This is a genomic window from Microbacterium sp. C23T (assembly GCF_053345975.1).
Genome location: NZ_JBKFBD010000010.1, coordinates 58852 through 72511, shown reverse-complemented (window position 1 = coordinate 72511; position 13660 = coordinate 58852). Strand labels below are relative to the sequence as shown.

Annotated in this window: 14 protein-coding genes and 1 tRNA gene; 5 read left to right on the top strand and 10 right to left on the bottom strand. The window is 71.1% G+C overall.

Going from position 1 to position 13660, the window contains the following annotated elements; translation table 11 throughout:
* From ACLBXX_RS07570 to ACLBXX_RS07555, 4 genes are read right to left on the bottom strand one after another with little or no spacing between them, the layout of a single operon-like run.
* Positions 1–201 (bottom strand): hypothetical protein, encoded by a 201-nt coding sequence (locus tag ACLBXX_RS07570; RefSeq protein WP_056368355.1) that lies wholly within the window; start codon positions 199–201, stop codon positions 1–3.
* Between the two features lie 18 nt (positions 202–219).
* Positions 220–1152, bottom strand: a complete 933-nt coding sequence (locus tag ACLBXX_RS07565; RefSeq protein ID WP_447657533.1) for a type II secretion system F family protein — start codon at positions 1150–1152, stop codon at positions 220–222.
* Complete coding sequence (locus tag ACLBXX_RS07560) at positions 1149–2006, bottom strand: type II secretion system F family protein (protein ID WP_447657532.1); 858 nt, start codon at positions 2004–2006, stop codon at positions 1149–1151. The genes ACLBXX_RS07565 and ACLBXX_RS07560 overlap by 4 nt, the downstream gene beginning before the upstream one ends.
* Positions 2003–3151 (bottom strand): CpaF family protein, encoded by a 1149-nt coding sequence (locus tag ACLBXX_RS07555; RefSeq protein ID WP_447657531.1) that lies wholly within the window; start codon positions 3149–3151, stop codon positions 2003–2005. The genes ACLBXX_RS07560 and ACLBXX_RS07555 overlap by 4 nt, the downstream gene beginning before the upstream one ends.
* A gap of 102 nt (positions 3152–3253) precedes the next feature.
* Between ACLBXX_RS07555 and ACLBXX_RS07550 the strand changes: the two genes are divergently transcribed.
* The 3 genes from ACLBXX_RS07550 (at position 3254) to ACLBXX_RS07540 (ending at position 4419) form a co-directional block, all read left to right on the top strand.
* On the top strand, positions 3254–3460 hold the full coding sequence (locus ACLBXX_RS07550) for a PLDc N-terminal domain-containing protein (RefSeq protein WP_056367805.1): 207 nt from the start codon (positions 3254–3256) through the stop codon (positions 3458–3460).
* Between the two features lie 67 nt (positions 3461–3527).
* Positions 3528–3609, top strand: a tRNA-Leu gene (locus ACLBXX_RS07545).
* Between the two features lie 45 nt (positions 3610–3654).
* Positions 3655–4419 carry a DedA family protein gene (locus ACLBXX_RS07540; RefSeq protein WP_387136615.1) on the top strand — a complete coding sequence of 255 codons (765 nt, stop codon included), beginning with the start codon at positions 3655–3657 and terminating at the stop codon, positions 4417–4419.
* 19 nt (positions 4420–4438) lie between these two features.
* Here the strand turns inward: ACLBXX_RS07540 and ku are convergent, their stop codons facing one another.
* Complete coding sequence (gene ku / locus ACLBXX_RS07535; RefSeq protein WP_447657530.1) at positions 4439–5344, bottom strand: non-homologous end joining protein Ku; 906 nt, start codon at positions 5342–5344, stop codon at positions 4439–4441.
* 71 nt (positions 5345–5415) lie between these two features.
* On the opposite strand from ku, the gene ACLBXX_RS07530 reads away from it, so the two are divergent.
* Complete coding sequence (locus ACLBXX_RS07530) at positions 5416–8016, top strand: ATP-dependent DNA ligase (RefSeq protein WP_447657529.1); 2601 nt, start codon at positions 5416–5418, stop codon at positions 8014–8016.
* A 9-nt stretch (positions 8017–8025) separates the two neighbouring features.
* On the opposite strand, the gene ACLBXX_RS07525 is transcribed toward ACLBXX_RS07530, so the two are convergent.
* Together ACLBXX_RS07525 and ACLBXX_RS07520 are read right to left on the bottom strand one after the other, a co-directional pair.
* Positions 8026–8937, bottom strand: coding sequence for a cation diffusion facilitator family transporter (locus ACLBXX_RS07525; RefSeq protein ID WP_447657528.1), 912 nt, complete (start codon positions 8935–8937; stop codon positions 8026–8028).
* Positions 8938–9026: 89 nt separating this feature from the next.
* Entirely contained in the window at positions 9027–9620 is a 594-nt protein-coding gene (locus tag ACLBXX_RS07520; protein ID WP_447657527.1) for a hypothetical protein, read from the bottom strand.
* 114 nt (positions 9621–9734) lie between these two features.
* Here ACLBXX_RS07520 and ACLBXX_RS07515 point away from each other — a divergent pair, with 114 nt between their 5' ends.
* The gene (locus ACLBXX_RS07515) at positions 9735–11348 is read left to right on the top strand and encodes a CocE/NonD family hydrolase (RefSeq protein ID WP_447657526.1); all 1614 of its coding nucleotides are present in this window, start codon (positions 9735–9737) and stop codon (positions 11346–11348) included.
* A gap of 9 nt (positions 11349–11357) precedes the next feature.
* On the opposite strand, the gene rdgB is transcribed toward ACLBXX_RS07515, so the two are convergent.
* The 3 genes from rdgB to murI are packed head-to-tail and all read right to left on the bottom strand — an operon-like array spanning position 11358 to position 13587.
* Complete coding sequence (rdgB, locus tag ACLBXX_RS07510) at positions 11358–11966, bottom strand: RdgB/HAM1 family non-canonical purine NTP pyrophosphatase (protein ID WP_447657525.1); 609 nt, start codon at positions 11964–11966, stop codon at positions 11358–11360.
* Positions 11967–11969: 3 nt separating this feature from the next.
* Positions 11970–12713 carry a ribonuclease PH gene (rph, locus tag ACLBXX_RS07505; protein WP_387136601.1) on the bottom strand — a complete coding sequence of 248 codons (744 nt, stop codon included), beginning with the start codon at positions 12711–12713 and terminating at the stop codon, positions 11970–11972.
* A gap of 28 nt (positions 12714–12741) precedes the next feature.
* On the bottom strand, positions 12742–13587 hold the full coding sequence (gene murI, locus ACLBXX_RS07500) for a glutamate racemase (protein WP_447657524.1): 846 nt from the start codon (positions 13585–13587) through the stop codon (positions 12742–12744).
* Positions 13588–13660 lie beyond the last annotated feature (73 nt).

Below are 13660 nucleotides of genomic sequence, written 5' to 3'. Positions count from 1 at the left end.
TCAGAGCCCGGAGACGCGGCTGATCGCCTGCTCGAACAGGTCGGCAAGGGCCGGCCCGGCCATCGCCCAGATCACGACGACGAGCCCCGCGGTCATGAGCGTGATGAGGACCCAGCCGGGGACGTCACCCCGTTCGTCGTCTGCGAGGTCGCGCGCGGTGGTGCGAAGACGAGCCGTGAGGCGCAGCATCCGTGCTTTCATCATTTCTCCTTCCGGCCGTCAGCCGAGTCCGAGTCGAAGCATGAAGATCCCCGGGAACACCGCGAACAGCACGCTGAGCGGCAGGATCAGGAAGACGAGCGGAAAGAGCATGTAGATCTCCTTCCGGCCCGCGCGCTCGATGAGTGTGCGCTTCGCGTCCTCGCGAGCGTCGATCGCCTGCGCCTGGAGAACGTGAGCGAGCGGCGCGCCTCGCTCGATCGCCGCCACGAGCTGGTCGATCGAGCGGGTGAGCGCGGGGATCTCGAGTCCTGCGGCAAGGCGCGTGAGGGATTCCGACAGCGGTGAGCCGGTGCCCACCGCGACGACGACGCCGCGGAGCTCCGCGGTGAGCTCCCCCGCGCCCACCTCGCTCACTCGACGCAGCGAGTCGAGGATCCCCTCACCCGCCGAGAGGCACAGCGCGAGGAACTCGAGCACCGTCGGCAGCTCCTCCTCGATGCGTGCGGCCCGTGCCCGCGCCGCACGCGTGAGCGACGCGTCGTACGCGAGCGCCGCGGCCACGGCGGCGACCGGCGGAAGCAGGCCGAGGACCGGCGATCCGCGGCCGACGAGCACGAGCACGACGACCACCGCGCCGCCGATCGCGAGTCCCGTGATGGCCCAGGCCAGCTGCCGTCCGCGGAAGCGGGCCGCGTCTATCGTCCATGCGGCCTGCTGCAGGCGCCGGGTGAGCGCCGCATCACCGCCTGCCAGCCGGGCGAGGCGACGCTGCGCGAACGCCGACCACGCGAACGGCGACCCTCCGATCGCAGCACCCGCCACGTCGAGGCCCCGCGGATCGGTCACGTCGCGGATGTAGGGCGCGATCCTCCGCGCCAGGCTGGGCGCGCCCCACCGCGGAGCGAGCGAGATCAGCAGGCACACCCCGACACCGAGCGCCGTGCCGAGCACGACGGCATACGCGACGTCGCCGATCGCGAATCCGATCACCCGAACCACCGCCGCGGTTCGGGAAGGCGGCCGAGACGGATCATGAGCCGGTACGCGACGAGCGACACCGCCGCGCCGACGAGGATGAGCGCGATGCCGCCCGGGCTGCCGTACGCGCGGGCGCCCTCCGGGCGCATCGCGAGCATGGCGAGGATCACCCAGGGGGCGATCACGCCGAGCACAGCCGCGCCGCGGATCCACGACTGCCGCGATTCGACCTCGGCCCGCAACGCCGCGTCGGCTCGCACGGAGGAGGCGAGCGCGCGCAGCACCGCGGTGAGCTCGGTGCCGCCCACCTGGCGCGCCATGCGCAGGGTCTCGACGATGCGGTCGGCGACCGGGTCTGCCAGGTTCGTCTTGAGCCGCTGGACGCTCGAGTCGAAGTGCCCCGACGCGGCCATGTCGCGCGCGAACGCCGCGAACGCCGGCCGCAGGTCGGCGGGAGCCGAGTCCGCGAGACTCGCGACCGCATCGGGCAGCGACATCCCCGCGCGCACCGATGCGATGAGCAGATCGCAGACGTCCGGCCAGAGTCCGCGCCGCGTGCGCAGCAGCTTCGAGCGTCGCGATCTCAGCCAGATGAAGGGAGCGATCGCCCCCGCCGCCGCCGCGACCAGAGTGAGCGCGGCGACCGGGGCGATGAGCCACGCCACCGCAGCCGCCACCGCAGCGCACACCCCCGCGACCACGATGATCGACGGCACGGACACGCGGGAAATCCCCGCGTCTTCGAGGAGACGCGAGATCCGCCCGCGCCGGGGCGCACCCGGACGACGCGAGCCCGCCGGCCAGAACCACGGCGACAGCATCAGGAGCAGCCCGGCGGCGAGCACCGCTCCCCATACGAAGGTCACGCGGCGACCGCCCGGTAGAGAGTGTGAGCGGTGAGCAGGCCGTCCGCGACTCCGGTCGGCGCCACGATCTCGACCACCCGCCGTGCGCCGCTCGCGTCGCGCTCGCAATGCGCGACGAGATGGACGGATGCCGCCACCGCCGGCTGCACGAAGCTCGCGTCGATGTTGCGCCCGGCCAGCAACGGCAGCGCGGCGAGCTTGCCGAGCGCTTCGCGAGCGGAGTTGGCGTGGATCGTGGCGGCACCGGGAACGCCGGTGTTGAGGGCCAGCAGCAGGTCGAGCGCCTCAGCGTCGCGCACCTCGCCGACGACGAGCCGGTCGGGGCGCATGCGCAGCGCCTCCTTCACGAGTCGCCGCAGTGTCACCTCACCGGTCCCCTCGAGGCTCGGCTGGCGCCCCTGGAGGGCGACGAGGTCCGGCGCGGCGACCGCGAGCTCGAAGGTCTCCTCGACCGTCACGATGCGCTGCTCGGGCGGGCACGCGGCGATGAGCGCGCCGAGCAGCGTCGTCTTCCCCGCGTGCGTCGCTCCCGAGACCAGCACCGACTGCCCGGCGTTCATGGCGTCGCGGAGAAGCGTCGCGGCCTCCGGGGCGATCGAGCCCGCCGCGACGAGGCGCCCGAGGTCCCGGTACGCGGGCAGGAACTTGCGGATGTTGACCGCCCAGTGCCGGCGCGTGATGTCCGGGATCACGACGTGGAGCCGGGAGCCGTCGGGGAGTGACGCGTCGACGAACGGCTGACTCAGGTCGACTCGACGACCGCTGGACTGCAGCATCCGTTCGACCAGATCGCGCACCGCCGTGTCGGTGAGCATGAGCGGCGTGCGCTCGGGGACGCCGCTGCGGGCGACGAAGATGCGGTCGGGTGCGTTGATCCAGACCTCTTCGACGGTCGGGTCGTCAAGGTACGCCTGCAGCGGGCCGAACCCCGAGACGGCGGCGAGGACTTCGCGCACGCACGCCGTCTCGTCGTCGACGGGTGCGAGGCCGCGCGCGAGGGCGAAGTCGTTGTGGCGGCGCACCTCTGCGCGGGCGATCTGCGCCGCGAACTCGGGGTCGCGGGTCGGATCCGACCGCTCGGCCCGGAGCCGCTCCCGCACGCGCTCCGCCACGACGGACGCGACGGGGGCGGCGGCGGGAGTCACGTCTGCATCCTCCCAATTCGCCCCGGAGCCAGCCGAAAGTTATCCACAGATGCGAGCGGGCCGCCGGCGCGGCAGGATGGAGGAACAGACGAAGGGACGAAGATGACGAAGACGGAGATGGCCCCCGCGGCGAAGGCGGGACTCGGCGTGCTCGGCATCGTGCAGGTCGCGTTCGCGTTCCTCGCATTCTGGGATCTCGCCCACCGCGACGCCGACGAGGTCCGCGGACCCAAGGTCGCCTGGATCCCTGCGATCCTCGTCAACTGGATCGGTCCCGCGAGTTACTTCCTGTTCGGCATCCGCCGCTGATCCCCCGGTCGGAGCGGGGGCCAGCCCCACAGCCGACCCCCAGTCGCCTCAGTAGACTGAGAGCCTCGCGGGAGTGGTGAAATTGGCAGACACGCAGGATTTAGGTTCCTGTGCCTCCGGGCGTGTGGGTTCAAGTCCCACCTTCCGCACGCGAGTTCTCGCATCCTCCGCCGACTGACGACGGGACGACCATCGTGCACGCAGTTCCCACAGCCCTGATCCCCTGGCTGGATCCGGCCGCCATCATCGAATGGGCAGGCCCATGGGCGCTGGTCGTCGTGTGCTTCATCGTGTTCGCCGAGACGGGTCTGCTCATCGGCTTCCTGCTCCCGGGCGACACCCTGCTCGTCATCTCGGGTCTGCTGACGCACACGAGCAACATCTTCGGCGTCAACATCTGGGTGGTGTCCCTGCTGATCGGCCTCGCGGCCTTCGTCGGCGGTGAAGTCGGGTACTACATCGGCCACAAGGGCGGCCCTGCGGTGTTCGAGAAGAAGGAATCGGGCCTCTTCAGCGTCAAGAACGTCGAACGCACCAACGCCTTCTTCGAGCGGTTCGGCGGCCTCACGATCATCCTGGCGCGCTTCGTGCCGATCGTCCGCACCTTCGCGCCCGTCGCCGCGGGCATCGGCCACATGAACAAGTGGAAGTACACCCTCTACAACCTCATCGGCGCGGTGCTGTGGGGCTTCGGGCTGACGATGTTCGGCTACCTGCTCGGCTACATCCCGCCCGTCGCCACGTTCGTCGAGAACTACATCGACCTCATCCTGCTGGTCGCCGTCGGCGGCACGGCGCTCGTCACGCTGTGGCACTACCTCCGCGAGCGCAGCAAGGCGAAGAAGGCCGCCGCGGCCGGTGAGGATGTCGTCACCGACCACGCCGAGGCAGAGGCACTCGTCCTCGATCCCGAGGTGTTCGAACGGGGCCCCGAGCACGGCGACGCACCCAAGGCCTGAGCCGACGTCGCTCGGTCTGTCAGGACGCCTTCTTCTTCTTCGCCGCGGGCTTCTTCGCAGGTGCCTTGGCGTCGGCCTTCGCCGGGGCTGCAGCATCCGTCTTCCCTGACGCGGCCTTCGCATCGCCGCCCTCGCGGGCTGCACGGGACTTCTCGACGCTGGCGCGGAGCGCGGCCATCAGGTCGATGACCTCGCCGCCGGCCTCTTCTTCCTCCTGCTCGCCGAAGGTCTCGGAGGTGTCGAGCGCGTCGCCCTTCTCGAGCTTCGCCTCGATGAGGGTGCGCAGCTCCTCCTGGTACTCGTCCTTGAACTCTTCGGGATCGAAGTCGCTCGAGAAGCTCTCGACCAGCGACGCCGACAGCTCGAGCTCCTTCGCCGAGATGCGCACCGACTCGTCGAGCGAGGGGAAGGCGGCTTCTCGCACCTCGTCGGACCACAGGAGGGTCTGCAGCACCAGCACGTCGTCGCGCACGCGAAGCGCCGCCAGCCGGGTCTTCTGCCGGAGGGAGAAGCGCACGATGGCCGTGCGATCGGTCTGCTCGAGCGTCTTGCGCAGCAGCACGTAGGCCTTGGGAGAAGCCGAGTCGGGCTCGAGGTAGTACGCACGGTCGAGCGTCAGCAGGTCGATCTGCTCGCTCGGCACGAACTCGACGACGTCGATCTCGCGACTGCGCTCCGCAGGCAGCGACTCGAGGTCCTCCTTGGTGAGGACGACGGTCTTCTCACCGTCGTCGTAAGCCTTGTCGATGTCGGAGTACGGCACGACCTCACCGTCGATCTCGCAGATCCGCTGATACCGGATGCGCCCGCCGTCCTTGTTGTGCACCTGGTGCAGCGAGACGTCGTGGTCCTCGGTCGCCGAGTACACCTTCACCGGCACGTTGACGAGTCCGAACGTCAGTGCACCCTTCCAGATCGCTCTCACCCCACCAGTGAACACCAGGGCGCCGACACGCGGCCACCCCTTGCGTCACGGCGCGCCGATACTCTGAGCCCATGGCGGGCGACGAGCAGCTGGTGCGCATCGGCGGCCGCCGCCTGCGCATCACGAACCTCGACAAGGTGCTCTACCCCGAGACCGGCACCACCAAGGGCGAGGTCATCGACTACTACTCGCGCATCGCCGAGCTTCTCATCCCTCACGTCGTGGGACGACCCGTCACCCGCAAGCGGTGGCCGGACGGTGTCGGCACCGACGACGACCCCGGCATGGTCTTCTTCGCGAAGGACCTCGAGCGCGGCGCGCCGTCGTGGGTGCGACGAATGCCGATCCCCCACTCCACGGGCACCAAGGAGTACCCGCTGGTGGGCGACGTGCCGACGCTGGTCTACCTGGCCCAGGTGGCGAGCCTCGAGCTGCACGTGCCGCAATGGCGCTTCGACGCCGGCGGCGGACGCGGTCCGGCCGACCGGCTCGTGCTCGATCTGGACCCCGGGCCCGGCGCCGGCCTGGCGGAGTGCGCCGTGGTTGCGGGCTGGGCCCGCGAGATCCTGCTCGACATGGGGCTCGAGCCCTACCCCGTCACGAGCGGCAGCAAGGGCATCCACCTGTACACGGCGCTGCCCCCGGGGCAGTCGACCGAGCAGGCCTCCGCGCTCGCGAACGAGCTCGCCCGCGCGATCGAGGCCGACCACAGGGACCTCGTGGTCAGCAGCATGAAGAAGACCGAGCGGCACGGCAAGGTGCTCATCGACTGGAGTCAGAACAACGGGTCCAAGACGACGATCGCGCCCTACTCGCTGCGCGGCCGGCCGCACCCGACTGTCGCCGCGCCGCGCACCTGGGACGAGCTCGACGATCCCGGGCTGCGCCACCTCGAGTTCACCGAGGTGCTCGAACGGGCCGAGACCATCGGCGACCCGATGGCCGCGCTCGGCTTCCACGCCGGCGGCCGCGACGCCGAGTCCGGCCCGCTGTCGGCGTATATCTCCAAGCGGAGCGCCGACCGCACCCCCGAACCGGTGCCCGCGAACCCCCTCGGCGCGTCGCCTCACGGCGAACTTCCGAGATTCGTCATCCAGGAGCATCACGCGACGGCGCTCCACTGGGACTTCCGCCTCGAACACGACGGCGTCCTGGTGAGCTGGGCCGTTCCGCGCGGCGTCCCGCACTCGTACAAGCGCAACAACCTCGCGATCATGACCGAGGACCACCCCATGGAGTACGCCACGTTCGAGGGCACGATCCCCGCGGGCGAGTACGGCGGCGGCACCGTGACCATCTGGGACGACGGGCGCTACGAGCTCGAGAAGTGGCGCGACGACGAGGTCATCGCGACGCTCGAGGGCCGCCCCGGCGGCCCGCTCGGGCGCGTCCGGCTGGCGCTGATCCGCACCGCCGGCGACGGCGAGAAGTCCAGCTGGCTGCTGCACCGCATGAAGACGGATGCTGCGGGCCGCACACAGCCGGACGGCGCGGTCGTCGAGCCCAGCCCCCAGGCCGACGCGGTTCGCGACGCGCCGGGCGGTCGGGGCGCTGCCACCAGTCGAAAGCCCCACATCAGTTCCGGCTCACACGGCGACTCTGGCGCTCAGGTCGCCGCGGCCGACGTGCGCACCGATGTGAACCGGAAGTTCACCGGGGTTCCCGGAACATCGGCACCGGCCGCCGCCGAGCTGCGCCCCATGCTCGCGTCGAGTGCGACTCCGGCCCAGGTGCACCTGGCCGCGCGCAGGTGGACCGACCGCGAACACGGCACCGGGGCCTGGGTCGAGATGAAGTGGGACGGCATCCGCGCGGTCGGCGCGTGGGACGGGCAGCGCCTGCGTCTGTTCGCGCGCAGCGGCAACGAGGTCACGCACCGCTACCCCGAGCTGGCGGCGGTCGACGCCGGCCTCGGCGCGGAGCCGTGCGTGGTGGACGGCGAGCTCGTCGCTCTCGAACCCGACGGCCGCCCCAGCTTTCCGCTCCTGCAGACCCGGATGAACCTCGAGCACGCCGGCGACATCGCTCGGGTGGCGCGGCGCACGCCCGTGCGGTACTACCTGTTCGACGTGCTCTCGCACGACGGCGTCGACCTCGCTGGGCTGGCGCTGCGCGAACGCCGCGACGTGCTCGAGGCGGTGGCCGCGGCATCCGTCGAAGCGATCACCGTGCCGCCCGTGTTCGACGATGTCGACGCCGCGCTCGACACCAGCGAGCAGCTGCGCCTCGAGGGCATCGTCGTCAAGGACCCGGCGTCGCGGTACCTGCGCGGCGGCCGCTCCGAGTCGTGGTTGAAGGTCAAGAACACCAGGACCCAGGAGGTCGTGATCGCGGGCATCCGCCCCGGCAAGGGCGGGCGCACCACCACCTTCGGGTCGCTGCTGCTCGGCATCCCCGGGGCCGACGGCCTGCAGTACGCCGGCCGCGTCGGCAGCGGATTCAGCGACTCGACGCTCTCGATGCTGCTCAAGAAGCTGACGCCGCTGCGCACCGACCACAATCCGCTCGTCGGCGTGCCGCCGCTCGACGCGCGGGACGCCCTCTGGGTGCGGCCGGAGCTCGTCGGCGAAGTCGAGTACGGCGAGTTCACCCCGGGCGGCATCCTCCGCCACCCGAGGTGGCGCGGACTGCGTCCCGACAAGTCGCCCGCCGAGGTGCGGCGCGAAGACTGACGCGCCTCGTCACGCGTGGGCTTCGTGCTCGACGTGTCCGGCGGGCTCGAGCTGGAAGGTCGAGTGCTCGACGTCGAAGTGGTCGGACAGGCACGACTGCAGGGTGCTGAGGATGCCGGCGGCCCGGCCGTCGGTGAGAGCCGCGCCCTCGACGACCACGTGCGCGGTGAACACCGGCGCCCCGCGCGTGAGCTGCCACACATGGACATCGTGCACGTCGACGACCCCGGGGGTGGCGAGGATGTGCTCGCGGATCTCGTGCACGTGCGTGCCCTTGGGCGCCGACTCGGCGAGCACCGACACGACCTCGCGCAGCAGGCCGACCGCGCGCGGGATGATCATGGCGGCGATGAAGAGCGACGCGATGGCGTCCGCCTGGTACCAGCCGGTCGTGACGATGACGATGGCGGCGACGATCACAGCGGCCGATCCGATGAGGTCGCCGAGAACCTCGAGATACGCGCCGCGTACGTTGATGCTGTGTCGCTGGGCGGAGCTCAGCAGCCACATCGCGACCCCGTTGGCCACGAGCCCGACGATCGCGACGACGAGCATGAGCCCGCCGGCGACCTCGGTCTCGCCCGGGTCGAGCAGGCGCGAGATGCCTTCGAACGCGACCCATCCCGACAGCACGAGCAGGATGACGCCGTTGATCAGGGCGCCGAACACCTCGGCGCGCTGGTACCCGAAGGTGCGGCGGTCGTTCGCGGGTCGCGCCGCGACGGTGCTCGCGATGAGGGCGATCACCAGAGCGGCGGCGTCCGTGAACATGTGCGCCGCATCGGCGAGGAGCGCGAGGGAGCCCGACAGCACCGCTCCGACGATCTGCACCACCATCACGGTGGAGGTGATCGCGAGCGAGATCGCGAGCAGGCGGCGGTTGCCTGCCCCTCGGATCCCGGTCGGCGCGTGGTCGTGCATGAGCCCAGGCTAAGCCCGGGATTGCACCGGAAAGGGCTGTTGCGCCTAGTCGGGAATGAGTGTGATTCTCACTCGCAGCGCGATGCCCGCTAGCGGTGCCTGCGGTTGACCTCCCGCCTCGCCTCGATGATGCTCGCGGCGAGGTCCATGGTCCGGGTCGAGTCCGCAGGGGGAACGCCCCGGCGGATCAAGCGGGGCCGTAGCACGAGCCACAGCACGACGCCCGTGACGACCGTCGCCCCCAGAGCGCCGTTCGAGCCGAGGACGGTGCGGGCTCCGTCCAGGGTCCCCACCAGTCCGGCAACGCCCCAGGTCAGACACACCGTCGCCGCCCACGCGAGCGCGATGCGCCACCGGCGTCGCAGCAACGACCCCTGGGCGACCCCGACCATGCCGCCCGTGACGAGTGCCGTCGCCGCGGCCGCGGCCGGCGTGACCGCGGGGCCGAACCAGACGAGGCTGAGCGCGCAGCCCGCACCCGTCGCGCCGAGCGTCCAGACCGCCCAGCGCCAGTCCACGAGGCGGCCCAGCGCGAGCCACTGCGCGGCTCCGACGACGCCGCCGACGATCGCGCCCGCCGCCAGCGCCGTCAGCGGGCTGCGATGCGTCCCCAGGACCGCTGAGGCGATCGACTCCCCCAGCGGAAAGGCGAGGAAGGTGGGGATCCAGCGAAGGAAGAACATCGGCCGCTCCGGAAAAAGGCTGCGTCCACAACAGCATGCCCCTCCCTGGCGGCGATGGCGAGGCATGAAGGGTCTCTCCCGCGTCGACGCCCTCCACCTGATACCGTCGCGCCCGTGAAGGACGGTGTCGACGGAGTGACCGATCGCCCCTGGCGGCGCCCGGGTGCATGGGGCTACGCCAGCGAGCGCGCGGCGCGGGCGGTGCGTCCTCCCGTCGTGGTCACGCCGATCGGCGCCGACGTGCGGATCCGACGCGACGTCGAGGTGCCGATGCGCGACGGCACGGTGCTGCGGGCGAACGTCTACCTGCCGGCCACCGGCGATCCCGTGCCGGCGATCCTCTGCGCGCACCCCTATGGCAAGGACGCGCTTCCGCGGCGCGCGGGCCGGCACTACCGGATAAATCCGCAGTTCCGCATCCTGCGCCAGACCGCCGCCGTGCACATCTCGGACGAGACCAGCTGGGAGGCCCCCGATCCGGCGTGGTGGGTGCCGCAGGGCTACGCCGTGATCAACCTCGACCTCCGCGGCGCCGGCCGTTCGGACGGCGTGGGGTCGTTGATGAGCGACGCCGAGGCAGAGGACGTCTACGACGCGATCGAGTGGATCGCCGCGCAGGACTGGTGCGACGGCGGCGTCGCGATGCTCGGCGTGTCGTATCTGGCGATCTCGCAGTACAAGGCGGCGGCGCTCCGCCCGCCGCATCTTCGCGCGATCATTCCGTGGGAGGGCTTCACCGACGCGCATCCCGACTTCTTCTACCCCGGCGGCGTTCGAGAGGTCGGATTCTCCCGCCTGTGGACGACCCTCGTCCGCCGGGGATCGCGCATGTCGCCGGATCTGGGCCGTGAGGCGGCGGCCCGTCCCGATGACGATGCGTGGTGGCGTTCGCTCGCCCCCGACCTCGGCCGGATCGAAACCCCGATGCTCGTCTGCGGCAGCTTCTCCGACGCCAACCTGCACTCACGCGGCAGCTTCCGCGCCTTCGCCCAGGTCGGGTCGTCCGACCGTCACCTGTTCACCCATCGCACCGGCAAGTGGGCCGCGTTCTACGGCGATGAAGGCAAGGCGGCACAGCGCGCGTTTCTCGACGCCCACCTGAAGGGGGCCTCCTCCGAGCTGCCGCGCGTGCGGCTGGAGGTGCGCGAGCGCGCCGATCTGGTCCATGCCGTCCGAGATGAAGAGCGCTGGCCGCCCGAGACCCGGCCGCTGCGGCTCCACCTCGCAGACGGAGGTCGCCTGGCCCACCCGCCCGTGCGCAGCAGCGCGGTCCCGGTGGACGGCCGACGACGTGCCGCGCGGTTCTCGTGGGTGTTCGCGGACGACACCGAGGTGACCGGCGAGGCGAGCGTGCGGCTGTGGGTGAGCGCCGCGGTCGCCGGCCCGGTCTCGGTCTTCGTCGGGCTCTCGAAGTGGAGCGGCGGACGATTCGTCCCGTTCGAAGGCTCGTACGGCTTCGGCCGCGATCTCGTCACGACCGGTCTTCGCCGGGTCGATGCGGGCGCCGCCCCCACGGAGGTCGAGATCGACTTCGCTCCGTCGGCGACGTTCTTCCGGGCCGGTGACGAACTGCGGCTCCACGTCGCCGGGCGCCAGCTGTCCCCTCGGAACCCGCTGACGGGCGCGTTCCCGGCCCTCTACCGCTCCGGTGGGCGAGCCGGCTTCACGCTGCACTCCGATCCTGGCCGCCCACAGGTGCTGGAGCTGCCCGTCGTGGAACGGCGCTGACCCCTCGCGTCAGAGCTCGGCGAGCAGCGCGGCCAGCGCGACGAACGCGCGCGAGCGATGGGATGCCGCGTTCTTCTCGTCGGCCGTCCACTCTCCGACCGTCCGCTCGGCGCCCGTCTCCTGCCCGTCGGGTACGAAGATCGGGTCGTAGCCGAAGCCGCCGGCGCCCGACGGCGCCGTCGCGAGGCGTCCGGGCCAGATCCCCTCGACCACGTGCTCGACGGCTTCCCCATCGCCCGCCGGCACGACGAGCGCGATCGTCGACACGAACTGCGCCGTGCGGTGCGGGTCGCCGATGTCGGACAGCTGGTCGAGCAGCAGGTTCAGGTTGGCCGAGGCATCCTTCGCGTGCCCGGCCCAGTAGGCCGAGAACACCCCGGGCGACCCGCCGAGCACGTCCACGCACACGCCCGAATCGTCGGCCAGTGCCGGCAGTCGGGTGTGGTCGGCGGCCGCGCGCGCCTTGATGAGGGCGTTCTCCGCGAACGTCACCCCATCCTCGACGGGCTCGGGCCCGTCGTATCCCACGACCTCGAGGTCAGGGCGCGTCGCCGCGACGATCGCCTGGAACTCCTCGACCTTGTGCGGGTTGTGGGTCGCGAGGACGATCCGGGGCATCCGTCACTCCCCCGCGGGCTGCAGTGCGGCCAGCTGGTGCGTGCGCAGGTCGGCGCAGCCGTTCACGCCGAGCTCGAGCAGGGCGTCGAGCTCGCGCTTGTCGAACGGCGCGCCCTCTGCGGTGCCCTGCACCTCGACGAACAGGCCGCGGCCGGTGACCACGACGTTCATGTCGGTCTCGGCGCGCACGTCCTCGACATACGCGAGGTCGAGCATGGGCTCGCCGTCGATGATGCCGACCGACACCGCCGCGACGGAGTCGAACAGCACCTGCGCCTTCTGGCCGATGAACTTCTTTCCGCGGCCCCACTCGATCGCGTCGGCGAGCGCGACGTAGGCGCCGGTGATGGCGGCGGTGCGCGTGCCGCCGTCGGCCTGCAGCACGTCGCAGTCGATGACGATGGTGTTCTCACCGAGCGCCTTGGTGTCGACGACGGCGCGCAGCGCCCGGCCGATGAGGCGCGAGATCTCGTGCGTGCGGCCGCCGATCTTGCCCTTGACGCTCTCGCGGTCGTTGCGCTCGTTGGTGGCGCGCGGCAGCATCGCGTACTCGGCGGTGATCCAGCCCTTGCCCTTGCCCGTCAGCCAGCGCGGCACGCCGTTCGTGAACGACGCCGTGCACAGCACCTTGGTGTTCCCGAACGAGATGAGCGCCGACCCTTCGGCCTGGCTCGACCAGCCCCGTTCGATCGTGATGGGGCGCAGTTGGTCGACGGAACGGCCGTCGGCACGGGTGATGTCGGTCATGCAGTTCTCCTCCGGAGGGACGGATGCCTCAGCCGAGGCTGCGGGCAGGGTTCGAGGCGCGCGGAAGGTCGATGGCGCCGGTCTGGACCAGGCGCACGTCGGTGACCTCGCGGCCCATCAGGCGGTGCGCGAGCCGCAGGAACTCATCGGCCGACGCACCGGTGGCTTCGTAGACGTGGCGGGGCTCGGCATCCGGCCCGGCGAGCAGGTCCCGGGAGACCAGCTGACGGTAGACGTCCTTCGCGGTCTCGGAGTCGCTCGACACCAGGCTCACGTCCGGGCCCATCACGTAGCTGATCGCGCCCTCGAGGAACGGATAGTGGGTGCAGCCCAGCACAAGCGTGTCGACCTCGGCCGCGCGCAGCGGCGCGAGGTACTCCTCGGCGACGGCGAGCACCTCCGGCGAACCGGTGACGCCGGCTTCGACGAACTCGACGAACCGCGGGCAGGCCTGCGCGAAGACGGTGAGAACCTCATTGACCCCGAGCATGTCCTGGTACGCGCCGGAGCTGATGGTGCCGGCCGTGCCGATGACGCCGACGCGCCCGTTGCGCGTGGTCGACATCGCCGTGCGCACCGCGGGGTTGATGACCTCGACCACCGGCACGTCGTACCGCTCGCGCGCGTCGCGCAGCATCGCCGCGGACGCCGTGTTGCACGCGATCACGAGCATCTTCACACCCTGGGCGACGAGATCGTCCAGCACCTCGAGTGCGTAGCGCCGGACGTCGGCGATCGGCTTCGGGCCGTACGGCGAACGCGCGGTGTCGCCGATGTACAGGATCGACTCCTGCGGCAGCAGCGCCGAGACGGCCCGCGCGACGGTGAGCCCGCCGACCCCGGAGTCGAAGATTCCGATCGGCGCGTCGTTCACGAGAATCCACCCTACGCCAGCGGGTCGCCGCGGGGCACGGCGAGGCCGCGGCGAGCAGAGCGAGCCCTCGGGG